The following is a 23,864-nucleotide window of genomic DNA, read 5'->3' as shown; positions in this document are numbered from 1 at the left end:
AATACTCAATGACTATAATATTCCTTGATCTGCAAAGCTCAAATACTCGTGTTGGGCAATGATCAAATGATCCAAAACTTTTATATCTAAAGCGTCTGAAGCAATTTTCAACTTCTGTGTAATCTGTTTATCAGCATTACTTGGCATTAAAGTACCTGATGGGTGGTTATGGGCCAAAATAATACCTACAGACCCCAATTCGAGTGCCTGTTTCAACACCAACCTAACATCTACCAATGTACCCGTAATACCTCCTTTGCTCAATTGGGATTTGTGAATCACCTTGTTTGAATTATTGAGATATACAATCCAGAATTCTTCGTGTTGCAATTCACCAATTAATGGATAAAGCAGCTCAAATGCATCATGGCTACTTGCTATTTTGGTGATTTTTTTGGTATCCTCTCCCCTGCGTCTTCTTCCAATTTCCAAAGCAGCAGCAATGGTTACTGCCTTTGCCTCACCAATGCCTTTAAAACGCATTAATTGGTTAACTGATAGCTTCCCTACTTCATTCAAATTATGGTCCACTGACGCCAGAATACGCTTGGAAAGCTCCACAGCACTTTCATCCTTACTTCCCGAACCAATCAAAATTGCAATCAATTCGGCATCTGAAAGCGCAAAGCTGCCTTTCTGAACCAATTTCTCGCGTGGTCGGTCATCATCAGCCCAATTCTTAATGGAAAAGGAAGCTAGTTTTTCTTGCATGGCCTAAAGATAGGAGAATAAATTTTGTAATTTTCACTATAAATCTTTCCTTATGAAATCCCTTTTCAACACCGAAACTTACGAAGAAATAGTATCCCGATTAAATGCTTTGTCTGAAGATTCGGAACGCCAATGGGGGAAAATGGAAATAGGACAAATGCTTTATCACTGCCAATTTCCATTAAAGATTGCCTTGCGAAAACAAGGTTCAAAAACAAAGCCGAATCCTATGCTGAAAATTATGGGATTTTTTTTCAAAAGTAGTCTTTACAATGATAAACCTTGGCGACAAGGGCTACCCACAGCTAAAGGGTTAAAAGTTACCGAAGAAAAGGATTTTGCCAAAGAAAGAGAAATCTTGATAGGTTTGGTCACAGATTTCCATAAAGTAAAGACTAGGGATAGTTGGGACCCACATCCCGTTTTTGGCTCCTTCACCAATGAGCAATGGGGGCAAATGCAGTACAAGCACTTGGACCACCATCTGCGCCAATTTGGTGTTTAAAATTACTTTATTTTAAAGGTGGATATTGCGTCATAAAAATCCTCTTCGTCAACACCCATTTGTTGGCAGATCCATTTGGCACCAGCTAGGTATCCTAAATTTCCGTTTCCTGAAATTTCCAATGGCATTTCACCATCGGGCGTATCCAAATAAACAATGCCATCCTCTACAATGAACTCTGGTGTTGCGTATGGAAACTTACGAATCGGATTCTCAGTAGCCTCTACAATGTTCTTAACTTGGGCATCTTCTTCGTTAAAAGTGATACTACCTCCCTTTACAATCCCATCCACAAAAGCTTGAAATTTTTCAGTTGCATCATCGGCTTTCATATCACTCAAAAGGGCAATATTGGGGTGATAGATTTCAAATTCGGGTCTTGAATCGTTTACAGCAATCGAATCATCACTCCCTATTAGAACGATAAAATCATTTTCTTCGGAAAGTTGCATACTTTCATCCAATACAAAATCCACCGATTTATCGTTAAAATCCAGAACGTGCAATATCATTTCAGCAACCGTATTTCGCCCAGAACCAGCAATCACAACTCTAGTTTTATATTGCACTTGCTCAAACAAGAATTCAGCGTAAGAAAGTGTTTTGACTCCCAATTCTTCTGCACGCTGCAATTCCGCGTTGTCGGAAGTCATTTCAGAACCAAAAACAACTGCATTTATTCCATCGTGAATTTTTTCAGAAAAATAACCTAGTTCACTCGGAAGCAAATCTTTAGCATCCAATAAAGATTCAACCTGATTTTCCATTTCCGAAGCACTCACGGACACTTGATGACCAAAAGCTTGCATAGCAACCGCCAAATTGGCCATTCGCTTCTCTTCAACCCCTGTAAAATGTATCTGCATGAATTCTGTTTGATCTTCAAAAATAGGCAATGTACAATCCATTGCAAACTATCAAACCTCCTGATTAATCCTTAACTTGGTCATAAATAAAAAGAAATGAATTTAGCCGATATAACTCCCAAAGAAATTATGCCAGGATACCACGGAAAATTGGTGCACGGTGAACAAATGAGTTGGGTGTTTTGGGATGTGGACAAAGATGCCGAAGTACCCGAACACCATCATATCCACGAACAGATCATGCATGTGGTCGAGGGAACTTTTGAGTTTACGCTTGGAGGTAAAACAGATATCTACCACCCAGGGGATGTGGTGGTGATCCCTTCAAATGTTCCACATAGTGGAAAAGCTTTGACCCCTTGTAAATTGATGGACATTTTCACCCCAGTACGAGAAGAATATAGATAATTATGAATATTTCGCTTTTAGGAAAAAATGCTCTTGTTGGGGGCAGTAGTAAAGGAATTGGGGAAGCCATTGCTCGTCAACTGGCAGATAGCGGTGCCAATGTAACCCTTATGGCACGAAATGAAGATCGAATGCAATCCATCGTACGAGAAATGGATAGTTCCCAAGGCCAAAAACACCAATTTTTGGTAGTTGATTTTTCGGATTTTGAAGCTTTTCAAAAGACCATTTCGGACTTCTTCAAATCCAATACCGTGGATATTTTGGTGAACAACACCCAAGGCCCACAAGCTGGTGGTGCTCTCGAAAAAACCGTTGCAGATTACCAAGAAGCATTCGATTTACTTTTTAAATCGGTAGTTTTTACCACCGAATTGGCATTAAAACATATGCAAGACCAAAAATGGGGCAGGATCATAAACGTTGCATCCATTTCGGTAAAGGAGCCACTAAATTATTTAGCACTTTCAAATTCGATAAGGGCTGCTGTGGTAACTTGGGGCAAAAGTTTGGCCTATGATGTGGCAAAAGATGGCATTACCGTAAACAATACGCTAACGGGATATTTTGATACCGACCGTATTGCTCAACTCAATGTAAAAAAAGCTGAAAAATTAGGAATTTCCCCTGATGAAGTTCGCAGCAATATGGAACAACAAGTTCCCGTGAAACGAATCGGAGATCCAAAAGAATATGGCTATTTAGTGGCGTTTTTGGCTTCGGAACAAGCAGCATTTATCACGGGAACAAATATTCCCATCGATGGTGGGCTTTTGAAATCCTTTTAGGATTTACAAACTCATTTTATCCTTAAAAATATAGGATTGTCTGCGTGATACCTCCACCTCTTCCCCATTGTTCATGGCCAATTTTAATTTACCATTGAACCAGGGCACCACATTTTCAATATAATTGGTGTTTACGATTTGTTGTCGATTGGCCCTAAAAAAGGCATCTTCAGGTAGCTTTTCCTCTACTTGGTTCAAGGATTTATATAGCATTGGTTTTTTGTCCTCGAAAAATACGCGGGTATAGTTGCCCACAATCTCGAACATGGAAATATCCGATATCTTCACCAACCAACAAGCTTCCCCATCTTTAATAAATATTTGACTGTTGGGTGTAAGTCGTTTTGTCGTATCTGCAGGATTGTGAATGTTGGATAATTTGGCCCTTACCTTTTCCAAAGCCATATCAAACCGCTTTTGGCTTACAGGTTTGAGCAAATAATCCAAAGCATTGTATTCGAATGACTTAATTGCAAATTCGTCGTAGGCCGTAGTGAAAACTGTAATAGGCACCTCATCCAACATCTCCAAAAGTTCAAAACCATCTTTTTCGGGCATGTTAATGTCCAAAAACAATAGATCAGGATTCTCTGATTGAATCAGTTCAAAACCCTCATCTACATTGCTGGCTTCACCAATCAATTCCAAATCGGCGTGCTCTTTTATAAGCTGCTTCAGCTCATTACGAGCCAAACGGGAATCTTCAACAATTACAGCTTTGATTGTCATATCAATGGAATTTTAACCTGTGCCACTACCTCATCGGATATTTCCTCCAAATTAAAAGATGCACGATCAGCATACAACAATTTAAGTCGTTGTTTTATGTTGATCAATCCCAATTGGGTGGAATCTTTGGAAATTTTGAGTTTTCCTGTATTCCTAACTTCAATAATCAACTCATCATCAACTTTTTTAATGCCCAAAACAATCCGTCCCCCATTCTTAAGATTGGAAATACCGTGTTTGGCAGCATTTTCTACCAACAACTGAATAATCATAGGAGGAATCTTTAGATCCAAAGTGTCGCTATCCACTTCCTTTATAAACTCCAAACGGTCTTCAAACTGTATTTTAGACAGGTCGATATAATTATCAACTACCTCCAACTCTTCCCGAACAGGAATATCATTTACATTGTTTTTGGTAAGGGAGTAGCGCATGATCTCGGAAAGCTTGGTCAACATCTCTCTGGATTTTTCCACATCTTCCAACATCAGCCCTCGAATATTATTCAGACTATTGAACATAAAATGTGGATTGATCTGCCCTTTTAAGGTATTGAGCTGTGCTTGTTTTAAGGTGGAATTCAATTCCAGACGTTCAATGCGGTTTTGATTTAGCTTCAACAGCAATTTTATTACCAAATAGGTAATGGTCCAAGCGCCGACCAAAAACAATGAATTCAACACCTGAATCCAAAATTTATCGTAAGCCTCGAACATATGTCGTTCTGCTTCGGTGATTTCTGGACCAATTTTCACATATAAAATTCCAAAAATCACATTCATGGCGCCAAATAAAGTGGCCGCCAAAAGGGAAGAAACGAAGATTTTTACAACCTCTTTAAAACCAAAGGAATCAAAATCAACATGCCTTTTCAGATACCATCGCAATACCGATGTTGAGGAAATTCCAATGAACATTCCTGCGAAAATTGAAAAAACGATAAGCTCTGTGCTTATATTCTGGGGCACAAAAATGGATATGGAATTTATAAACCCCCAGCCTATAAACTGTAAGGCCCAAAATGCGGTATTCCTGTTTTTCTTGTTCAGTTTCATGTACTACCGTATCCTAAAGGATACTCGACAATTTAATTTGATGTTTGAGTCTGCTTCTTTTTAAAGGGATTATGGCATTTTTTTCTTGAGGGCAAAAATGCAATCCATGACATGCTTATTCCTGCATAAAAGATAGGATAATAGCTCCCATATTCCCACTGGTTGAATTTACCGAAAATTGAAATGCCCACAAGGACAACGCCAAGAACCAAAACTATTTTTTGTGATGTATTTAATTTTTTCATGATGTCTGTTTTTAAGATTGTTGAACAACTCCCTATTATAAAAGGATACTTACTAAAACTGTGATCAGAATTTTGGCCAGTGCGATCATAATGTTTGTTTTAATTGTTTGATGAAACAAATGTATATGAAGTAAACTCCCAAAAGAATTCAATTATGATGAGTGGTAATTCCGTTATCCTGAACGGTAAATCCAATCTTAAAAAAGAAAAAGGGAACGAAATTCGCCCCCTTTATAACTGAATATCAACAGTTTTATCAATCCTTTAATGGCAATGGAATTTCTTGTTGCCCTAAATGTTTGGCATAAAAGCCCATCATGGATCTATAAAGATCCAAACGATTTTCTTCTTTCCCAAAACCATGTCCTTCATCATACTTTACCATATAGGGCACATCATATCCTTTATTGCGCAATGCACTAACAATTTGATCGGATTCATCAATGTTTACCCTTGGATCATTGGCTCCTTGCACCACAAACAATGGTTTTTTGATTTTATCAATTTGATAAACGGGCGAAACCTCTTCCATTATGACCTTTTCTGCAGGGTCATCCTCATCATACCAAATCTCTTTCATGATTTTCAAATAGGGCTTCCAATACGGAGGAATCGTTTTCATAAAGGTGAACAAATTGGAAACACCAACATAATCAACTCCACAAGCATATAAGTCTGGCGTTTTTGTCAACCCTCGTAAAACGGCATACCCTCCATGACTACCGCCGTAAATGGCTGCCTTATCTGGATTCACCCAGCCTTGCTCCACAACATATTTAAGGCCATCCTCTACATCATCCATGGCTTTCCGTCCTATTTCCTTAAAGCCCGATTCCAAAAATTGGCGTCCGTAACCTCCAGAAATTCTAAAATTCACTTGCAAGGTTGCATATCCCCTGCTGGCAAATAGTTGTGCTTCTGGGTTAAAACCCCAAGAATCACGAACTCCCTGAGGCCCACCATGTGGATTTACAATTACGGGCACTTTTTCCCCTGCCAATGCAGCCTTTGGAAGTGTTATGTACCCATGCAAGGTGATTCCATCCCTGCTTGTAAAGGTGATAGGTCGCATTTCGGCCATATCCTCTGGTTTTAACTGTGGCATGGTATTGTACAGTTCTGTGAGTTCGTCTTTGTCCACATTGTATGCATAGTACATGCCATAGACCTTATCGCTGTCCACGTAAAGCATGTATAAATTTTCGTCCTCTGTGCTATCCAAAATACTGTATTGCATTCCAGGGAGTTCCTTTTTAATGGTTGCATCCATTTTCTTGAAAACGTTGCTTATTGGAACTATTACACTCTTTTCCCCTTCATAGGCGATGTAATCTATCTCATAATTTCGGGTTCTAGATAGGCTTCCATTTTCCACATCATATTGCTCATGGGAAAAAGTCTTTTCTATGACTTTGTTTTCTTTTAGATCAAATAATTGGATTTCGGATTTATCAGTATCCAAATTGGAAATCACATAGGCATCATGCGGATAATCGGTTGCATAATTAAACTCCGCTATGTAAAAATTGTCCTTCCAGCTAAGTTGCTTCAAAATTTTATATCCACCTTCACCATCTTCATAATATACATCTTGATCCACACCATCCCTAAGTCGGGCAAAACCTTTTAGTTTGCCATTTTTATCAAAATCGTAACCCAAAATGGGGTTGGATGGATCTTCATTGGTGTACAATTGGGTAATTTCCCCAGTAACCACATTCAATTTATAAGGCTCAAATACCTCTGGGTTATTTTTGTTCAATTCTACAATAATATGCTCTTTGTCATCACGTAAAAGTTCATTGAACTCTGCCCGCACGCCATCGTAGGGAGTAAGATCTTTTAAATTTCCTCCGTCGAGGTCCACCGCATAAATATGGTAGTTTTCATTCCCTCCTTTATCCATGGAGAAATATAGTCTTTCGTTGTTAAGCCAACCGTAGACCCTCACCAATTCCTCCTTCTCTTCTATCGCCATTTTTATTTCATTGGTTTCCATGTTTTTCACATAGATGTGGCGCTTTCCATTTGCATCACTTTCGCGATAGGACAAGTATTTTCCATCTGGTGAAAATCGAAACGTAAATGCTTTGGGATTGCCAAAGTAATCTTCTACGGTGTAACGGTAATCACCTTGATCTAATGCAGCAAGAGCGGATAATTCCTCATCTGAACTTGCCAAGGAAGTGTCTCCTGGTTTTTCTTGGGCATTTGTGGGACTCCAAAAAGACATCGAAAGGGATATTCCCAAAGACCAAAATAACTTTTGTGTTGTTTTCATACGTGTGTAATTAATGGTTTAGATATTATGTTGTTTAAAAGTGTGATTGACTTAACTACCGTAATAACCATTCCATGAACAATGCACTAAAACTTACATTGAACAGGATAAAACGTGGGGAACAAAATGCTGAAGATGTACAAAAAACATCAGTCAGTTTTAGGGGGAAATTTCGAAAAAACTTTCTTTACAATAGCGGATAGGTTATGCTCTCGTAAGTTTGGGGAAGAATTATTATTATAACCACTTTCTGCAAGGGCCTGCCAAACCAAAGCATCGCGTTCGGCATCTACAAGGTCGAATTGGATACTCCTTTGGGTATTGGAACCACCAACGGGAACACCTACCGATATTCCGCCGCCAACGTTTCTACCTCCACCGCCTATGCCTAAACCAACTGAACTCTTGGGTGCAGTATGGTATTCTTGGCTCATGATATTTATTAAAAACTCAGGTTCCTCGGCCAAACGATAACCGCGAACCTGCAAAGTGGAATCCAAAATTCGTAGCAATCTGTTTTCATCCAACTGACTCAAACCTGATTGCATATCGGGCATGTAATTGTAAGACCTATACGTTGAAAAATTTACGGCTTTGTCATAATCATATTTCACTTGAACGGACGAACAGCCCATCAAGAAAACTACAAACAACATTGATAAAACATATCGCATAGGAAAACAAGCCTATCTGTCTCCTCTAAATGTAACTAATATTTTAATAGAAACTACTAAGTATCAGCATTATTCGTTCATCAACACCCAAAGCTTATCCTTGAGTTGCTGAATGCCCAATCCACTTACAGAAGAAATAAAAGTGAATGGAATGCCATCAAAATCGTTTTGTATGTCTTCCTTCATCTCTTCAATGAGTTCATCGTCCAACATATCGCATTTGGAAATAGCGATCAAACGGTTTTTATCCAACAATTCAGGATTATAACGTCTCAATTCATCCAACAGAATGGCATATTCCTGACTTACATCTTTGCTATCGGCAGGAATTAGAAATAGAAGGGTGGCATTTCGTTCAATATGGCGCAAAAAGTAGTGGCCTAAACCCTTACCTTCCGCAGCACCTTCAATAATCCCAGGAATATCTGCCATCACAAAACTTTTGAAATCGCGATATTCCACAATCCCTAAATTGGGTTTTAGGGTAGTAAATTCATAATCGGCAATTTTAGGTTTGGCCGAGGTCATCGCCGAAAGTAATGTTGATTTACCCGCATTAGGAAATCCAACCAATCCGACATCGGCCAACACCTTCAACTCTAAGGTCACATGTGCTTCTTGACCTGGAATACCTGGTTGTGCATATCTTGGGGTTTGATTGGTCGGCGTTTTAAAATGCCAATTTCCTCGACCTCCCATACCACCTTCCAACAGGATTTTTTCCTCCTCGTCGGCGGTAATCTCAAATAGCACTTGGTTGGTTTCCGTATCCCTGACCACAGTACCTAGCGGAACCTCCAAATATACATCGGTACCATCGGCACCTGTACTTCGGTTTTTACTGCCATGCTCACCATGACCTGCCTTAAAATGCTTTTTAAACCTGTAATGGACCAAGGTCCAAAGGTTTTTATTTCCTTTTAAGATCACATGACCACCGCGACCACCATCTCCACCATCGGGACCTCCTTTGGCTACATATTTTTCACGGTGTAAATGCGCAGAACCTTTCCCCCCGTTTCCAGAAGCGACATGCACCTTTACATAATCCACAAAATTGCCCTCGGTCATGCTATCAAAATTTTATGTAGAAATTGATTAAAGTGAATCGATCACCTCACTCAAACGCTTGGTAATTTCATCAATCTCCCCGATTCCATTCACCGAATGAAATTTGCCTTGTTTGTCGTAGTAGGCCTTTAGGGGTGCTGTTTTTTCATTGTACTCATCAAAACGGTTGCGGATCTTGCTTTCGTCTTGATCATCGGAACGACCACTGCTTTTGCCGCGTTCCAACAAACGAGCCACCAAAATATCGTCTTCGGCTTCAAGTGCAATTGTTGCGTTAACTTTCATGTCCTTAGATTCCAAGAAATTGTCCAATGCCTCAGCCTGTGCTTCAGTTCTTGGAAAACCATCAAAAATAAAACCTGCTGCATCGGGATTTTTCTCAACCTCGGCCTTCAACATATCAATGGTTACTTCATCGGGCACCAAATCTCCTTTATCAATGTACGACTTTGCCAATTTCCCCAAGTCGGTTCCATTCTTAATGTTGTAACGGAACACATCTCCTGTTGAAATGTGTTTTAGGTCATACTTTTCTTTTAAAAACCCTGCCTGGGTACCTTTTCCTGCCCCGGGCTTGCCAAAAAGCACTAGGTTGATCATATCAGCTTTATTTAATTGGTATACTTCTCTTAGATTTCTGCCTTGTTCGTTATAATCCAGACCATACCCAACGATAAAATCGTCTGGGATTTCCAAGCCTACATAATCAATGGCATATTCGCCATTGTATATTTCGGATTTATAAAAAAGGGCACCGATTTTAAATTCCTTCGCATTGGTATTGGAAAACAAATGAACGAGTTGCTTTAAAGTGCGACCAGTATCCACTACATCTTCCAAAATGATCACGCTTTTCCCTTCCAATTCTTCCGATACATCCAATAAGGTTTCCACAATCCCAGTGGAAGTAAGCCCTTGATACGAACTCAAACGCACAAAAGACACCTCACAGGGATGTTGGTAGGCCTTTAAAAAATCGGACACAAACATAAAAGCCCCATTGAGCACTCCTACAAAAAGAGGCACCTCATCCTTATAATCCTTTGCAATTTCTTGAGCCATTTTATCTATGGCAGCAAGAATCTGCTCTTCCTTTAAATAGGGTTTAAAAGTTTTGTCGTGAAGCTTTATCAATGTGTTCCAGTTATGGTCGGTTGGCAAAGATAGCATTTTTAAGGGTGTTAAACCCAGTGTTCTTTTATAGCTTCATGGAATTCATGTATTTTTGCAATCATTCCAATTAGCAGAGCAATGCAATTTTTTTCTTCAGACTTTAAATTAGGTATTTTAGGTGGTGGTCAACTGGGCAAAATGATGCTCTATGAAACCCGAAAATGGGATATTTACACCAAGGTGATGGACGCTTCACCAGAAGCTCCGTGCAAGATAGCTTGCAATGAATTTGTAGAGGGCAGCTTGATGGATTTTGATGCCGTTTACAACTTCGGAAAAGATGTGGATGTGCTCACTATTGAAATTGAAAACGTAAACTTGGATGCCCTTGAAAAGTTGGAACACGAAGGAATAAAAGTGTATCCACCAACAAAAACATTACGCACTATTCAGAATAAGGCCACCCAAAAATTATTTTATACCGACCACGGAATTCCAACTTCACCATTTACACGGTTTGCCTACACCTCGGAAATTGAGGATAGCATTCACAATGGAGGATTGGATTTTCCTTTTGTTTGGAAAAGTGCCCAATTCGGGTACGATGGTCAAGGTGTAAAAGTGGTGCGCAAAATGGAAGACCTTGAAAATCTTCCCAATGTAGAGTGCATTGCCGAAAAATTGGTCGATTTTAAAAACGAATTGGCGGTAATCGTAGCCAGAAACACCAAAGGAGAAGTGGTTACCTACCCTGTGGTTGAAATGGAGTTTCACCCTGAAGCCAATCAAGTGGAATATGTAATCTGCCCAGCCCGAATTGATGAAAAAGTAGCCAAAAAAGCACAAGAAGTTGCCCTGAAAGTTTCGGAAGAAATGAAACAAATTGGGTTATTGGCCGTGGAAATGTTCCAAACCCAAGACGATCAGATTTTGGTGAACGAAGTTGCTCCAAGACCTCACAACAGTGGTCATTACAGTATAGAAGCCAGTTATACCAATCAATTTGAACAACATATTAGAGCCATATTGGGCTTACCTTTAGGTAAAACGGAGAGTAAAGTGGCTGGAATAATGGTAAATTTGGTTGGTGCCGAAGGACACACAGGTAATGTGGTCTATGAAAATATGGAAGAAATTTTGGGTATGGATGGGGTTACCCCTCATATTTATGGCAAGAGACAAACGCGTCCTTTCCGTAAAATGGGCCACGTAACCATTGTAGATGAAGATATGGTGAAAGCCCGTGCCATGGCACAAAAAGTAAAAGAAACCATTAACGTTGTAAGCAAATAATACTATGAGCAAAGTAGCCGTAATCATGGGAAGCACAAGTGATCTTCCCGTTATGCAAGATGCCATTGATATACTTAAAGGTTTTTCGATTCCCGTGGATGTGGATATTGTTTCTGCACACCGTACTCCCGAAAAACTGTTCGATTTTAGTAAAAACGCCCACAAAAATGGTTATGCCGTAATAATTGCAGGTGCTGGTGGGGCAGCTCATTTACCAGGTATGGTGGCCTCCATGTCTCCGCTTCCAGTTATCGGAGTGCCTGTGAAAAGCAGCAACTCCATTGATGGTTGGGATTCGGTTCTTTCTATTTTACAGATGCCTGGAGGTGTTCCAGTTGCCACCGTTGCATTGAACGGTGCAAAAAACGCAGGTATCTTGGCAGCACAGATTATCGGAAGTGCCAACTCAGAAATTCTTGAAAAAATTGAAGCTTACAAAGAGGGCCTCAAAGAAAAAGTGATCAAAGGGGCAGAAGAAGTCAAAAAAACCTTTTAAAACCCAAGGTTGCCATGAGTTATAATCAGATTGGCATCTTAATCGGAATTTGTGCCATCGCTTTTTTCGGATTTACTCTAAAAAAAGTGGTCACCCCCTATTTAAGAAGTATTTGGCGCAGCGGTATTTTGGTATTTACACTGTATGCCGCTTTATTGATTTATATTGAAATTCATTGGCAGTTTATTTCCGATTATGCTAGCAAATTTGACCTAAATGGCAATGGTTTTGTGGACATGAACGAATACTCCGAAGAAGCCATCAAAGCCATGAACAAAAAAACGTACGGTACCAATGTGAGGATTTACGCCCCGTTGACGATGGCAGCCTTGGCCTCCATTATAGGCTTTGCCTATTTGGTTTCTGATGTTGCCGTTATCCGTTTAAAAAATAAAGAACTTAATAAGTCTATATGAACAACCCATTATTGGAGCCTTTTAACCAAGCTCCATTTTCCAAAATAAAAAACGAGCATTTTAAACCTGCTTTTCTTCAAGCTATCGAAGATGCAAAACAGGAGATAGATGACATTACTTCTAATCCTGAGCATCCAACATTTGAGAACACTGTGGTTGCATTGGATTTTGCTGGACAACAATTGGATCGAATCTCCAGTGTGTTTTTTAATCTGAATTCAGCGGAAACCAATGAAGAAATTCAAAAAATAGCGCAGGAGGTCTCCCCATTGCTTTCAGAGTTTGGAAACGATATTACCCTAAATGAGGCATTGTTTCAACGTATAAAAACAGTCTACGAGAATAGAGATTCCCTTGAACTAACTCCAGAACAAGCAACTCTTTTGGACAAAAAATATAAGAGTTTCAGTAGAAATGGAGCCAATTTGAATGAAGCCGACAAAAAACGACTTCGTGAAATCGACGCTGAATTATCAAAACTAAAATTGACCTTTGGCGAAAACGTATTGGCAGAAACCAATGCCTACGAACTTTTGTTGACCAACGAAGAGGATCTTAAAGGGCTTCCCGAAGGTGAAAAAGAAGCCGCAGCTCATTTGGCAGAATCAAAAGGTAAAGAAGGTTGGTTGATCACTTTGGATTATCCCAGCTACATTCCCTTTATGAAATATGCCGAAAACAGGGAATTGCGCAAAGAACTTGCATTGGCATTTGGGAGCAAAGGATTTCACAACAACCAATTCGATAATCAGGAAAACATCCTCAAAATTGTCAATTTACGATACGAACGAGCCAATTTATTGGGCTACCCAACTCATGCACACTTTGTATTGGAAGAACGCATGGCAGAAACTCCAGAAAAGGTGCTGGAATTCTTAAACGAACTTTTGACCAAAGCCAAACCAGCAGCTGAAAAGGAATATGCAACCTTGGAGGAATTTGCCAAGGAATTGGATAGCATTGACCGTTTGGAAAAATGGGACAGTGCTTTTTATTCTGAAAAATTGAAACAGAAACTCTTCAATTTGGACGATGAAAAATTGAAGCCCTATTTCAAACTGGAAAATGTGATCAATGGGGTTTTTCAAGTTTCTGAAAAATTGTTTGGGCTAAAATTCAAAGAAGTTCAAACCATTGATAAATACCATGAAGAAGTAAAAACTTTTGAGGTGTATGATGAGCAAGACAACTTCATCTCGTTGTTCTATGCCGATTTTCACCCAAGACCAGGCAAACGTGGAGGTGCTTGGATGACCTCTTTCAAATCACAATACACCTTAAACGGTGTTAACAGCAGACCACATATTTCCAATGTTTGCAACTTTACCCGTAGCACCAGCAAAAAACCCTCTTTATTGACCTTTAACGAAGTAACAACACTTTTTCATGAGTTCGGACATGCTTTGCATGGCATGTTGGCCAATACCACCTACCCTAGCCTTTCAGGAACATCGGTATATTGGGATTTTGTGGAACTGCCAAGTCAAGTTTTGGAAAATTGGTGTTACGAAAAAGAGGCTTTGGAACTTTTTGCCTTCCACTACGAAACAGGTGAATTAATCCCGATGGAATTGGTTGAAAAAATTAAAGAATCATCCAATTTTCAAGAGGGTATGGCAACGGTTAGACAGTTGAGTTTCGGATTTCTGGATATGGCTTGGCACGGAACCGACCCAACAAATATTAAAGATGTTAAAGCATACGAAGTAGAAGCTTTTGCAAATACCAATTTGTTCCCTGAAACCCCTGAAACTTGCATGAGCACGGCTTTCTCACACATTTTCCAAGGTGGATATTCATCAGGTTATTACAGCTACAAATGGGCAGAGGTTTTAGATGCAGACGCATTCTCTTACTTTAAGGAAAATGGCATTTTTAGTAGGGAAATTGCCAATAAGTTCAAGGATAATGTACTTTCAAAAGGAGGAACTGAAAACCCCATGGAATTGTATAAAAGATTTAGAGGTTCCGAACCAAATATTGACGCTTTGCTGGAACGGGCAGGTCTTTTGGAAGTCAATGAATAAAAAAGTTTGAATCTTGTGTAAGTATTAAAATCTAGGCACGTCTAACACCTTTTTTAGGAGGAAAACACCAATTCCCTTAAAAAAATTACATTTGAGAATCACTGATTGAAAATGGCCAAACACCAACTACATCCTGAAAATTGGGTAGACCAACATGCTGATTATCTTTTCAACTATGCTGTTGGAAGAGTAAGCGATGCTGAAATTGCCAAAGATTTGGTTCAGGAAACATTCATGGCTGGCCTTAATTCTTCCAAAAATTTTAAAGGCGATGCTGCGGAACGTACTTGGTTGGTGTCGATTTTAAAACGAAAAGTGATTGACCACTACCGAAAAATCAATTCCAAAAAAGGAAAAGCAGAAGTTCGTATGAGCTACAGCTCGGATACGGATGCCGAAGGCGATTGGTTGGAACAACAAGTGGCAGACCCTTTTAGCAAGGATGGTGATAATGTGATGGAAAACGAGGAATTGGGTATGGCCATTCAAGATTGCATGTCCAAATTACCTGAAAAGCAAGCCTTGGTCTTTAAAATGAAGACCATTCAAGATATGAGCACTGAAGATGTTTGTAATGAACTGGGAATAAATCCGTCCAACCTTTGGGTAATGATCCATAGGGCCAGAACGGCTTTAATGGGTTGTTTAAATGAAAATTGGTTTTAGAAATGAAGATTACATGTGAAGAGGCATCAGGCATCTGCGATAAATCACAATACAAAGAAGCAGGCTGGTGGGAAATCTTTAAACTCCGCCTACATCTTTTGTATTGTAAAACCTGCAAGAAATACTCCAAAAAAAATACGGAGCTCAGTTCTCTTTGTGACCGTGCAGGACTTACCGTTCTTACCAAAGAAGAAAAGGAAAAAATGAAAAAGGATTTAGAAAAAAATCTTTAGAAATAATTTTCTACTCCCCAAAACAAACAAAACCAAAATATTGGAATAGCTTCCACCCAAAATGGCACAAAATACTTTGTATATAATTTCCTTTTAGCCAATAGTACCCATATTAAAGCCACACAAAGCACCAATCGAAATTCTACTTCCAAAAGATGAACCTCATCTTTCAAAAAGGTCAAAAGAAAAAATAACACGGTTAAACCCACGCCCAATTTCTGGGTATTGGGCACTCCCAAAACTTGAGGTAAAGTTCTCAATCCCTTATCATCCCACTGCATATCCCGAATCTCAAAAGGGATAATCAATACCAGAACCAGTAAAAATCGCTGTAAAAAAGACACCCAAAAGTCCCAATTTAAAGGTGATTCGGTATCAATCACTGGCAGAAGCACTGTGAATCCTGCCCAAACAAAAGCCACGATATATACTTTTAAACCTGCTAAATTCCTTAGGTTTTTAGCTCTTGGCAATAAAGGCACCGCATAAAGTGCAGATAAAATGCCCAGAATAAATGTCGCTATCCAAATTTCTTGTTTCAATTGTATCAAAAAATAGAGGGCAAAAACAAAGGAAATAAAACTAAAAATCTGTATCACTTTGTGATAAGCATTCGATACAATAATGTATTTATAGGCTTCAACTCCATACTTGATGAAATTATAGCAAACAATCACGCTAAAAAAGATAAAACCCAATAGGTTTAAATCGGAGAAAGATCCCAATAAATGGAAAGTCACCCCTGCCATGGCCAATACCGAAAATGCCACATGAATACTGGCATCCAGATAAAAATCAAAAAAAGCTTTTAGGGTTCGCATGAGAGAAATTCTTTCCTGAAACAACAAAGGTTAATTGCTGGTTAACAACTTTGGATCTCTGTAGTCCAAAATTGCCCATTTTCATCGAATTAATCCCTAATTTTGTGCACTTTATTGGATTGAACATGAACACAGAGCTTTTTGCCGCCAGACACATTGGCATCACTGAAAAAGACATGCCCCATATGTTGCAAACCATTGGGGTTGAGAATTTGGACCAACTCATTTATGAGACCATTCCAGACGATATCAAACTAAAAAAACCTTTGGACCTTCCTGCTGGAATTCCTGAACACGAATTCTTGAAACACCTTCAAGGTTTGGCCCAAAAAAATAAAATCTTTAAAACCTATATCGGGTTAGGGTACCACGAGTCGTTGACTCCTTCTGTGATCCAACGAAACATTTTGGAAAACCCAGGATGGTACACCGCCTATACCCCCTACCAAGCAGAAATTGCACAAGGTAGATTGGAGGCCCTGTTGAATTTCCAGACCATGGTAAGTGATCTTACGGGAATGGAAATTGCCAATGCTTCCCTTTTGGACGAAAGTACCGCCGCAGCAGAAGCCATGACTATGTTGTTTGAATTGCGTAGCCGTCCACAGAAAAAAGAAAATGTGTGCAAATTTTTTGTTTCTGAAGAGATATTGCCACAAACCTTAAGTCTATTGCATACTCGCGCAATACCTTTAGGTATTGAATTGGTTGTTGGCAACCACGAGACTTTTGAATTCTCTGAAGATTTCTACGGTGCCATGTTGCAATACCCAGGAAAACACGGGCAGGTTAATGACTATGCTTCCTTTGTGAAAAATGCAAAGGCCAATGAAATCAAAGTAGCTGTTGCGGCAGATATTTTGAGTTTGGTGATGCTTACCCCTCCAGGTGAATGGGGCGTTGATGCTGTAGTAGGAACTACCCAACGTTTCGGAATCCCATTAGGTTATGGTGGACCTCACGCTGCCTTTTTTGCTACCAAAGAAGAATATAAAAGAAATATCCCTGGCAGGATCATCGGAGTGACCAAGGACACTGACGGCTATCGCGCACTTCGAATGGCGCTTCAAACCAGAGAGCAGCACATTAAAAGAGACAAAGCTACTTCCAACATCTGTACAGCTCAGGTTTTATTGGCTGTTATGGCTGGAATGTATGCCGTTTACCATGGTCCTGAAGGATTGAAATTTATCGCCAATAAAGTTCACACCTCTGCCAAGTTATTGGCAAAAGGATTGGAATCCATTGGATTGAAACAGGTAAATTCTGCCTTTTTCGATACCATCAGCGTAAAAGTTGGTAACATCGACAAGCTAAAAGAAGTTTGCGAGAGCAGGGAAATCAACCTAAACTATATTGATGACGAAACGGTTTCCATTTCTTTGAATGAAGCCACTTCAGAAGAAGATTTAAAACTATTGCTTTCTTGTTTTATCGTTTCCCAAGATAACACAGATGATATTTCATTTGAAGGTGGAGTTGAAGAAGTAATCCCAACTTCACTGCAACGTACTGCACCTTATTTGGAGCACGAAGTTTTCAGTTCGTACCATTCGGAAACCGAATTGATGCGCTACATCAAAAAATTGGAGCGTAAGGATTTGGCATTGAACCAATCCATGATTTCATTGGGTAGTTGCACCATGAAATTGAATGCCGCTTCAGAAATGTTGCCTTTGAGCTGGCCACATTGGGGCAATATTCACCCCTTTGTTCCTTTGGAACAAGCAGAAGGTTACCAAGAAGTTTTAAAATCTTTGGAAGAGCAATTGAATGTGATTACAGGATTTGCTGCAACCTCATTGCAACCCAACTCTGGGGCTCAAGGAGAATACGCAGGACTTATGGTGATTCGTGCTTACCATGAATCCCGTGGTGAGGGACACAGAGACATCTGTATAATTCCAGCTTCTGCACATGGGACGAACCCTGCTTCAGCTGTTATGGCAGGAATGAAAGTGGTGGTGACCAAAACCGATGAGAACGGAAACATTGACATGGTGGATTTGGAAGATAAAGTAATCAAACATGCAGAGAACCTTTCTGCATTGATGGTAACTTATCCATCTACCCACGGCGTTTTTGAATCATCCATCAAACAAATCACCAAATTGATCCACGACAATGGAGGTCAAGTGTACATGGACGGTGCCAATATGAATGCACAGGTTGGATTAACCAACCCTGCAACCATCGGCGCAGACGTTTGTCACTTGAATTTGCACAAAACTTTTGCCATTCCTCACGGAGGAGGCGGACCAGGTGTTGGACCCATTTGTGTGGCCGAACAATTGAAACCTTTCCTACCATCCAATCCTGTTGTGCCTACTGGGGGCGAAGAAGCTATTACAGCTATTTCTGCCGCACCTTGGGGAAGCTCTTTGGTATGTTTGATTTCATACGGATACATTAAAATGTTGGGAGCTGAAGGTTTGACCAACGCAACCAAAGCTGCTATTTTGAACGCCAACTACATCAAAGACCGATTAAAAGGTAAATTCGATGTGTTATATACAGGTGAACGAGGTCGTGCAGCCCACGAAATGATCATCGACTGTAGGCCTTTCAAAGCCAACGGTATTGAGGTAACCGACATTGCAAAGCGATTGATCGATTACGGATTCCACGCACCAACGGTTTCCTTCCCAGTGGCAGGAACGTTGATGATCGAGCCTACAGAGAGTGAAAGTCAAGCAGAATTGGATCGATTCTGCGATGCTCTGATTTCAATTAGAACTGAAATTGACGAAGCTTCTGCAGACGAGCCTAATAACGTACTTAAAAATGCTCCGCACACCTTGGGCATGCTTACGAGTGACGATTGGGATATGCCATACAGTAGAGAAAAAGCAGCCTATCCATTGCCTTATGTTGCAGAAAATAAATTTTGGCCAAGTATTCGCAGAACCGATGAAGCATTTGGGGATCGTAATTTGATCTGTACCTGTGCGCCAATCGAAGATTATATTGAGGCCTAAAAACCACTATAAACACTGATAAAAAGCCCTGACCAATCCATTTGTGCAGGGCTTTTTTATGCTTTAAAAACAACAAAGTTGTTGTTGAACATTGTAACATTTATTATGCATGCATAATACTTGATTTTTGATTGTTGTATCTTGTTGAATAACATAAAAATTCCTCCTAAACATGAAAATTGGCATCACTGGAACTGGCAGTTATATTCCTTCAGTTGTTACTGATAATGATGATTTTTTAAACCACGAATTTTTGGGAGTTGACGGCTCAAGCTTTGAGCAAGAAAACACCGTTATTATTGAAAAATTTCAGGCAATCACGGGAATTGCTTCACGTAGATATGCCAAGCCAGAACTTAAAACCTCAGACATAGGGTTTTTGGCCGCAGAAGAGGCCATCTCCAATGCTGGTATTGATAAAGAAGAACTAGATTACATCATCTTCGCACATAATTTTGGAGACTTAACCCCAGGAAAAATACAGGGTGACACTTTGCCCAGTCTTGCCTCTCGGGTAAAGCATTTATTGCGTATTAAAAATCCAAAATGTGTGGCATACGATCTTATTTTTGGTTGTCCAGGTTGGATTGAAGGAGTTATTCAAGCCAAAGCATTTATTCAAAGTGGCTTGGCCAAAAAGTGTTTGGTCATCGGCGGGGAAACCCTTTCACGAGTGATTGATCGTCATGATCGTGACAGTATGATTTTTTCCGATGGAGCTGGTGCTACCATTTTGGAAGCAAACCCATCATCTGGAGAGATCTTAGCACACGCTTCGGCCACTTATGCCAATGATGAGGCCTATTATCTTTATTTCGATAAAACCAACAGTTCAAAAGGTTGTACCAACACTCGGTACATAAAAATGCAAGGCCGTAAAATTTACGAGTTTGCTTGCATTAATGTGCCAAAAGCAATGGCGGAATGTTTGGATGAAAGTGGAGTGAATATTGATGATGTAAAAAAGATATTCATTCACCAAGCCAATGAAAAAATGGATGAAGCCATCATCAAACGTTTTTATAAAATTTATGGCAAAAAAGTACCTGACCACATTATGCCCATGAGTATTCACAAACTGGGAAATAGCTCGGTTGCTACCGTACCAACTCTTTTAAATTTGGTTGAGAAAGGTGAACTTCCTGAACATAAATTAGAGAAAGGCGATGTGATCATGTTTGCTAGCGTAGGTGCAGGTATGAACATTAATGCGGTGGTTTATCGTTATTAAAACAAGTTCAAGGGTCAAGTTCAAATTCAAAGCTCCTCAAACTTACCACTAAAACCAAAAAGTAATTTGGGAATTGTGGTTTGTTTTTTGGAATTTTAACCCATGTACGAAAACAACTTTCCGAATAAGCGCTACAAACACACTTTAGAGTTTTTAAGCAAGCACATTTCAACTTCAGATTCCATTTTAGATCTAGGTGTGGAAAACCCCTTTTCTAAAATCATGAAATCCAACGGGTATAAAGTTGAGAACACCAAAGGTGAAGATCTGGATGTAGAGTTTAAAAGTGTTTCGCAATCCAATGCCGATGTTGTGACCGCATTTGAAATATTTGAGCATTTGGTAGCTCCATATAATGTTTTAAAGGAAATCAAGGCCAAAAAATTAGTGGCCAGCATTCCCATGCGATTGTGGTTTGCAGCAGCCTATCGAAGTAAAACTGACCCTTGGGACCGACATTATCACGAGTTTGAAGATTGGCAATTTGACTGGCTTCTTGAAAAAGCTGGATGGAAAATAAAGGACACCGCCAAATGGACCAATCCAACAAAAAAGATTGGATTCCGACCCCTACTCCGCTACTTCACCAATCGCTACTATATTGTTTACGCGGAACGAGCGTAAAATTGTAATTTACTTTTGAAATCAAAGTCCATGCGAATCAGCATTGTCATTCCTGCGCATAACGAAGCAAACTTTTTAAAAGATTGCTTGGATTCCTTTGTTGCTCAAACATACTTACCCAACGAACTTATTGTGGTGGATGACAATTCAACAGATGAAACCTTTGCAATTGCTCAGGAATTTGCAGATAACCATCCATGGATAAAAGTTGTGCAACGGCAATCCGCTGACACTCATATTCCAGGTAAAAAAGTAGTGGACACTTTTAATTTTGGTTTGGAACATGCTTCAGAATTTGATCTTATTGGAAAATTTGATGCTGATATTATCCTTCCCTCCAATTATTTTGAAATGATGGTTAATCAATTTCAATCAAACTGGAAATTGGGCATGTGTTCTGGGCTATTATTTATTGAAAAAAATGGGCAATGGATTTATGAAAACATTGCAGACAAAAAACATATTCGTGGTCCCATAAAACTATACCACAAAGCTTGTTTTGATCAAATTGAAGGTTTACGACCTGGGGTTGGTTGGGATACTGTGGATACCCTTTTGGCGAATTACCACGATTTTGAAACGAAAACCGTTCCAGAGCTTCATGTAAAGCACCTTCGGCCAACGGGACATGGTTATAGTTCCAAAAATTTTCAAGCAAAAGGAGAAGCCCTATATAAAATGAGGTATGGTTTGGTTCTTACTAAAATTGCATCTCTTAAAATGGCTTGGCAGGCAAAAAACCCTTTGCTTTATTCTCAAGTGATCATTGGTTTTCTTAAAGCCTTCTTTCAAAACCAACCGAAATATGTCACTAAAAAAGAAGGCGCTTTTATCCGAAACTATCGCTGGAAGGGCATTTTTTCCAAACTATAACCCAATCAACACTTCTCCTACTTTAGAGGTTTCATATTCCTACAATTTCAACAAATACTTTGTGTTTGTCAATTGATATTGGGCATTCATCAATTCACTAAGGATTTAGAATTTCCTTAGGCTAACTTTATTTGAATATTATAATTCCCAATGCCAGATGAGGGGTTGCAATAGCATACATACGAATGAAACCTTTTCTCATCATCAAAAAACCATTATTGTGGGCGGCACTTTCTTTTGTGTTCACCCAAATACTCAATGCTCAAGTGCCTGGCGAAAGTTATTTCGACAATACAGGTTTCGTTGAATATATTCAGGGAGACCACCCTGTAATCATCACTGTCCCACACAATGGGTATTTAGAACCAGACAATATTCCCGATAGGTCTTGCAACGGATGTAAATATGGGAGTGATTCGCACACCCAAGAAATGGCAAGAACACTTATCGATGCCTATTTTGAACAAACAGGACACTACCCCCATGTTATTATCAATCTACTTGCTAGAGTAAAGTTTGATGCCAACAGACCCATTGACGAGGCTGCAGATGGAAATGCAACTGTGAAAATTGCATGGCAGAATTACCAAGATTTTATCATCGCAGCGAAATCGGAAATCGAACAAGATTATGGGAGAGGTATCCTTTTCGATTTCCATGGCCACAGTCATGATGTAGAAAGAATAGAACTTGGATATACCCTCACAAAGGAAGAATTGGCCTTACCATCAGAAGTACTCAATTCTTTTGATCTAGTAGATGGTAGTGGCATTAAAACATTGATTCTGGATAATCCCTTGCAGCAAACCCATGCGCAAATGTTAACAGGTCCGTTTAGCTTGGGTGCTTTGATTCAAAATAGGGGTTATCCAACCGTACCAAGTCCAGATGATCATTACCCACTGGCAAACGAGGACTATTTTACAGGTGGATTTACCATTTTCACCCATAGTTCTAGACGGGATAATAACAGTTCTATAGACGGACTCCAAATTGAGGTGAACAGTGATATTCGGTTTGATGAAGTACTAAGAACCGATTTTTCCATTGATTTGGCAGATGCCATTTTTGAATATCTAACACTATTTTATTTATCTGAAGAGGTCCTTGATGATGTTGATCAAGATGGTGACAATTCAAATGTAGACTGTGATGACAACAACCCGAATATAGGACCAAGTCAAACAGAGATTCCCTATAACGGCATTGACGATGACTGCAATCCCGAAACCTTGGATGATGATTTGGACCAAGATGGATTTACCCAAGAAAATGATTGTGACGACTCTAATCCAAACATCAATCCCAATCAGGAAGAAATACCCTATAATGGTATTGACGATGATTGCGCCCCAGAAACCTTAGATGACGATTTGGACCAAGATGGATTTGCCCAAGAAAATGATTGTGACGATACAGACCCAAACATCAATCCAAATGCGGATGAAATCTTGGACAATTTAATTGACGAAAACTGTGATGGTGAATTGGGTACATCTACAATTGAACCTCCAAATCCAGTTGAGCCTACAGGCGAACTTATTTTTTATCCAAATCCAACTGACGAACTTTTATTAATCATCAATGCCAAAGCCTTAAACTTCTATGTAGAGTTTTTTGATACCAGTGGAAAACTCATTTATAAAGTGGCCAATCAAAAAAAAATGCACTTGGCGCATTTATCCAGCGGTCAATATATTATGGTGTACCACGATTTGACAGCTGGAAAGGCAGTCTCAAAAAAGATTTTAATAAAGTAA

The 23,864-nt window shown here is 39.5% G+C and carries 24 protein-coding genes; 14 read left to right on the top strand and 10 right to left on the bottom strand.

Annotated elements, in window-relative coordinates; translation table 11 throughout:
• Positions 1–12: 12 nt before the first annotated feature.
• A complete protein-coding gene (gene radC, locus BLQ18_RS06975; protein ID WP_090293736.1) occupies positions 13–711 on the bottom strand; it encodes a RadC family protein in 699 nt (232 codons plus the stop codon).
• A 52-nt stretch (positions 712–763) separates the two neighbouring features.
• On the opposite strand from radC, the gene BLQ18_RS06970 reads away from it, so the two are divergent.
• Positions 764–1,216 (top strand): DUF1569 domain-containing protein, encoded by a 453-nt coding sequence (locus BLQ18_RS06970; protein WP_090293735.1) that lies wholly within the window; start codon positions 764–766, stop codon positions 1,214–1,216.
• Positions 1,217–1,218: 2 nt separating this feature from the next.
• Here the strand turns inward: BLQ18_RS06970 and BLQ18_RS06965 are convergent, their stop codons facing one another.
• Positions 1,219–2,082, bottom strand: a complete 864-nt coding sequence (locus BLQ18_RS06965) for a Mur ligase domain-containing protein (RefSeq protein WP_139150371.1) — start codon at positions 2,080–2,082, stop codon at positions 1,219–1,221.
• Positions 2,083–2,178: 96 nt separating this feature from the next.
• Here BLQ18_RS06965 and BLQ18_RS06960 point away from each other — a divergent pair, with 96 nt between their 5' ends.
• A complete protein-coding gene (locus BLQ18_RS06960) occupies positions 2,179–2,490 on the top strand; it encodes a cupin domain-containing protein (protein WP_090293733.1) in 312 nt (103 codons plus the stop codon).
• A 2-nt stretch (positions 2,491–2,492) separates the two neighbouring features.
• Positions 2,493–3,278 (top strand): SDR family oxidoreductase, encoded by a 786-nt coding sequence (locus BLQ18_RS06955; protein WP_090293732.1) that lies wholly within the window; start codon positions 2,493–2,495, stop codon positions 3,276–3,278.
• A gap of 3 nt (positions 3,279–3,281) precedes the next feature.
• Here the strand turns inward: BLQ18_RS06955 and BLQ18_RS06950 are convergent, their stop codons facing one another.
• The 7 genes from BLQ18_RS06950 to BLQ18_RS06925 form a co-directional block, all read right to left on the bottom strand.
• Positions 3,282–4,007, bottom strand: coding sequence for a LytR/AlgR family response regulator transcription factor (locus BLQ18_RS06950; RefSeq protein ID WP_090293731.1), 726 nt, complete (start codon positions 4,005–4,007; stop codon positions 3,282–3,284).
• On the bottom strand, positions 4,004–5,062 hold the full coding sequence (locus BLQ18_RS06945) for a sensor histidine kinase (protein WP_090293730.1): 1,059 nt from the start codon (positions 5,060–5,062) through the stop codon (positions 4,004–4,006). Before BLQ18_RS06945 ends, BLQ18_RS06950 begins: the two co-directional genes overlap by 4 nt.
• A 32-nt stretch (positions 5,063–5,094) precedes the next feature.
• On the bottom strand, positions 5,095–5,307 hold the full coding sequence (locus tag BLQ18_RS16875) for a hypothetical protein (protein ID WP_139150370.1): 213 nt from the start codon (positions 5,305–5,307) through the stop codon (positions 5,095–5,097).
• Positions 5,308–5,563: 256 nt separating this feature from the next.
• Positions 5,564–7,588: a S9 family peptidase gene (locus BLQ18_RS06940; RefSeq protein ID WP_090293729.1), complete on the bottom strand. Its 2,025-nt coding sequence runs from the start codon at positions 7,586–7,588 to the stop codon at positions 5,564–5,566.
• A 149-nt stretch (positions 7,589–7,737) separates the two neighbouring features.
• Positions 7,738–8,244 carry a DUF4136 domain-containing protein gene (locus tag BLQ18_RS06935; RefSeq protein ID WP_245668082.1) on the bottom strand — a complete coding sequence of 169 codons (507 nt, stop codon included), beginning with the start codon at positions 8,242–8,244 and terminating at the stop codon, positions 7,738–7,740.
• 87 nt (positions 8,245–8,331) lie between these two features.
• Positions 8,332–9,333 (bottom strand): GTPase ObgE, encoded by a 1,002-nt coding sequence (obgE, locus tag BLQ18_RS06930; protein WP_090293727.1) that lies wholly within the window; start codon positions 9,331–9,333, stop codon positions 8,332–8,334.
• Positions 9,334–9,360: 27 nt separating this feature from the next.
• Positions 9,361–10,467, bottom strand: a complete 1,107-nt coding sequence (locus BLQ18_RS06925; protein WP_090297386.1) for an adenylate kinase — start codon at positions 10,465–10,467, stop codon at positions 9,361–9,363.
• 117 nt (positions 10,468–10,584) lie between these two features.
• Here BLQ18_RS06925 and BLQ18_RS06920 point away from each other — a divergent pair, with 117 nt between their 5' ends.
• From BLQ18_RS06920 to BLQ18_RS06895, 6 genes are all read left to right on the top strand, one after another.
• Positions 10,585–11,739, top strand: coding sequence for a 5-(carboxyamino)imidazole ribonucleotide synthase (locus BLQ18_RS06920; RefSeq protein WP_090293726.1), 1,155 nt, complete (start codon positions 10,585–10,587; stop codon positions 11,737–11,739).
• 4 nt (positions 11,740–11,743) lie between these two features.
• On the top strand, positions 11,744–12,235 hold the full coding sequence (gene purE / locus BLQ18_RS06915; protein WP_090293725.1) for a 5-(carboxyamino)imidazole ribonucleotide mutase: 492 nt from the start codon (positions 11,744–11,746) through the stop codon (positions 12,233–12,235).
• A gap of 14 nt (positions 12,236–12,249) precedes the next feature.
• Entirely contained in the window at positions 12,250–12,651 is a 402-nt protein-coding gene (locus BLQ18_RS06910; protein ID WP_090293724.1) for a hypothetical protein, read from the top strand.
• Positions 12,648–14,678: a M3 family metallopeptidase gene (locus BLQ18_RS06905; RefSeq protein WP_090293723.1), complete on the top strand. Its 2,031-nt coding sequence runs from the start codon at positions 12,648–12,650 to the stop codon at positions 14,676–14,678. The genes BLQ18_RS06910 and BLQ18_RS06905 overlap by 4 nt, the downstream gene beginning before the upstream one ends.
• A 111-nt stretch (positions 14,679–14,789) precedes the next feature.
• Positions 14,790–15,344, top strand: a complete 555-nt coding sequence (locus tag BLQ18_RS06900) for a sigma-70 family RNA polymerase sigma factor (protein ID WP_090293722.1) — start codon at positions 14,790–14,792, stop codon at positions 15,342–15,344.
• Between the two features lie 2 nt (positions 15,345–15,346).
• The gene (locus BLQ18_RS06895; protein ID WP_090293721.1) at positions 15,347–15,577 is read left to right on the top strand and encodes a hypothetical protein; all 231 of its coding nucleotides are present in this window, start codon (positions 15,347–15,349) and stop codon (positions 15,575–15,577) included.
• Here BLQ18_RS06895 and BLQ18_RS06890 read toward each other — a convergent pair.
• Positions 15,574–16,398, bottom strand: a complete 825-nt coding sequence (locus tag BLQ18_RS06890; RefSeq protein ID WP_090293720.1) for a UbiA prenyltransferase family protein — start codon at positions 16,396–16,398, stop codon at positions 15,574–15,576. The two genes, BLQ18_RS06895 and BLQ18_RS06890, sit on opposite strands and share 4 nt — an antisense overlap.
• Before the next feature lie 125 nt (positions 16,399–16,523).
• Here BLQ18_RS06890 and gcvP point away from each other — a divergent pair, with 125 nt between their 5' ends.
• From gcvP to BLQ18_RS06865, 5 genes are all read left to right on the top strand, one after another.
• Positions 16,524–19,376 carry an aminomethyl-transferring glycine dehydrogenase gene (gene gcvP, locus BLQ18_RS06885; protein WP_090297382.1) on the top strand — a complete coding sequence of 951 codons (2,853 nt, stop codon included), beginning with the start codon at positions 16,524–16,526 and terminating at the stop codon, positions 19,374–19,376.
• A gap of 172 nt (positions 19,377–19,548) precedes the next feature.
• Complete coding sequence (locus BLQ18_RS06880; RefSeq protein WP_090293719.1) at positions 19,549–20,607, top strand: 3-oxoacyl-ACP synthase III family protein; 1,059 nt, start codon at positions 19,549–19,551, stop codon at positions 20,605–20,607.
• Positions 20,608–20,709: 102 nt separating this feature from the next.
• On the top strand, positions 20,710–21,231 hold the full coding sequence (locus BLQ18_RS06875) for a class I SAM-dependent methyltransferase (RefSeq protein WP_090293718.1): 522 nt from the start codon (positions 20,710–20,712) through the stop codon (positions 21,229–21,231).
• A gap of 30 nt (positions 21,232–21,261) precedes the next feature.
• Entirely contained in the window at positions 21,262–22,104 is an 843-nt protein-coding gene (locus BLQ18_RS06870) for a glycosyltransferase family 2 protein (protein ID WP_090293717.1), read from the top strand.
• A gap of 185 nt (positions 22,105–22,289) precedes the next feature.
• Complete coding sequence (locus BLQ18_RS06865; RefSeq protein ID WP_090293716.1) at positions 22,290–23,864, top strand: MopE-related protein; 1,575 nt, start codon at positions 22,290–22,292, stop codon at positions 23,862–23,864.

This window comes from Flagellimonas zhangzhouensis (genome assembly GCF_900102925.1).
GTDB lineage: Bacteria > Bacteroidota > Bacteroidia > Flavobacteriales > Flavobacteriaceae > Flagellimonas > Flagellimonas zhangzhouensis.
The sequence above is the reverse complement of the archived record's forward strand: the minus strand, read 5'-3'. Positions and strand labels throughout refer to the sequence as shown.

What these genes read in the sequence shown, in the direction of transcription:
- radC (WP_090293736.1), bottom strand. Translation starts at nt 711, where the DNA reads ATGCAAGAAAAACTAGCTTCCTTTTCCATTAAGAATTGGGCTGATGAT.
- BLQ18_RS06970 (WP_090293735.1), top strand. Translation starts at nt 764, where the DNA reads ATGAAATCCCTTTTCAACACCGAAACTTACGAAGAAATAGTATCCCGA.
- BLQ18_RS06965 (WP_139150371.1), bottom strand. Translation starts at nt 2,082, where the DNA reads ATGCAGATACATTTTACAGGGGTTGAAGAGAAGCGAATGGCCAATTTG.
- BLQ18_RS06960 (WP_090293733.1), top strand. Translation starts at nt 2,179, where the DNA reads ATGAATTTAGCCGATATAACTCCCAAAGAAATTATGCCAGGATACCAC.
- BLQ18_RS06955 (WP_090293732.1), top strand. Translation starts at nt 2,493, where the DNA reads ATGAATATTTCGCTTTTAGGAAAAAATGCTCTTGTTGGGGGCAGTAGT.
- BLQ18_RS06950 (WP_090293731.1), bottom strand. Translation starts at nt 4,007, where the DNA reads ATGACAATCAAAGCTGTAATTGTTGAAGATTCCCGTTTGGCTCGTAAT.
- BLQ18_RS06945 (WP_090293730.1), bottom strand. Translation starts at nt 5,062, where the DNA reads ATGAAACTGAACAAGAAAAACAGGAATACCGCATTTTGGGCCTTACAG.
- BLQ18_RS16875 (WP_139150370.1), bottom strand. Translation starts at nt 5,307, where the DNA reads ATGAAAAAATTAAATACATCACAAAAAATAGTTTTGGTTCTTGGCGTT.
- BLQ18_RS06940 (WP_090293729.1), bottom strand. Translation starts at nt 7,588, where the DNA reads ATGAAAACAACACAAAAGTTATTTTGGTCTTTGGGAATATCCCTTTCG.
- BLQ18_RS06935 (WP_245668082.1), bottom strand. Translation starts at nt 8,244, where the DNA reads ATGTTGTTTGTAGTTTTCTTGATGGGCTGTTCGTCCGTTCAAGTGAAA.
- obgE (WP_090293727.1), bottom strand. Translation starts at nt 9,333, where the DNA reads ATGACCGAGGGCAATTTTGTGGATTATGTAAAGGTGCATGTCGCTTCT.
- BLQ18_RS06920 (WP_090293726.1), top strand. Translation starts at nt 10,585, where the DNA reads ATGCAATTTTTTTCTTCAGACTTTAAATTAGGTATTTTAGGTGGTGGT.
- purE (WP_090293725.1), top strand. Translation starts at nt 11,744, where the DNA reads ATGAGCAAAGTAGCCGTAATCATGGGAAGCACAAGTGATCTTCCCGTT.
- BLQ18_RS06910 (WP_090293724.1), top strand. Translation starts at nt 12,250, where the DNA reads ATGAGTTATAATCAGATTGGCATCTTAATCGGAATTTGTGCCATCGCT.
- BLQ18_RS06905 (WP_090293723.1), top strand. Translation starts at nt 12,648, where the DNA reads ATGAACAACCCATTATTGGAGCCTTTTAACCAAGCTCCATTTTCCAAA.
- BLQ18_RS06900 (WP_090293722.1), top strand. Translation starts at nt 14,790, where the DNA reads ATGGCCAAACACCAACTACATCCTGAAAATTGGGTAGACCAACATGCT.
- BLQ18_RS06895 (WP_090293721.1), top strand. Translation starts at nt 15,347, where the DNA reads ATGAAGATTACATGTGAAGAGGCATCAGGCATCTGCGATAAATCACAA.
- BLQ18_RS06890 (WP_090293720.1), bottom strand. Translation starts at nt 16,398, where the DNA reads ATGCGAACCCTAAAAGCTTTTTTTGATTTTTATCTGGATGCCAGTATT.
- gcvP (WP_090297382.1), top strand. Translation starts at nt 16,524, where the DNA reads ATGAACACAGAGCTTTTTGCCGCCAGACACATTGGCATCACTGAAAAA.
- BLQ18_RS06880 (WP_090293719.1), top strand. Translation starts at nt 19,549, where the DNA reads ATGAAAATTGGCATCACTGGAACTGGCAGTTATATTCCTTCAGTTGTT.
- BLQ18_RS06875 (WP_090293718.1), top strand. Translation starts at nt 20,710, where the DNA reads ATGTACGAAAACAACTTTCCGAATAAGCGCTACAAACACACTTTAGAG.
- BLQ18_RS06870 (WP_090293717.1), top strand. Translation starts at nt 21,262, where the DNA reads ATGCGAATCAGCATTGTCATTCCTGCGCATAACGAAGCAAACTTTTTA.
- BLQ18_RS06865 (WP_090293716.1), top strand. Translation starts at nt 22,290, where the DNA reads ATGAAACCTTTTCTCATCATCAAAAAACCATTATTGTGGGCGGCACTT.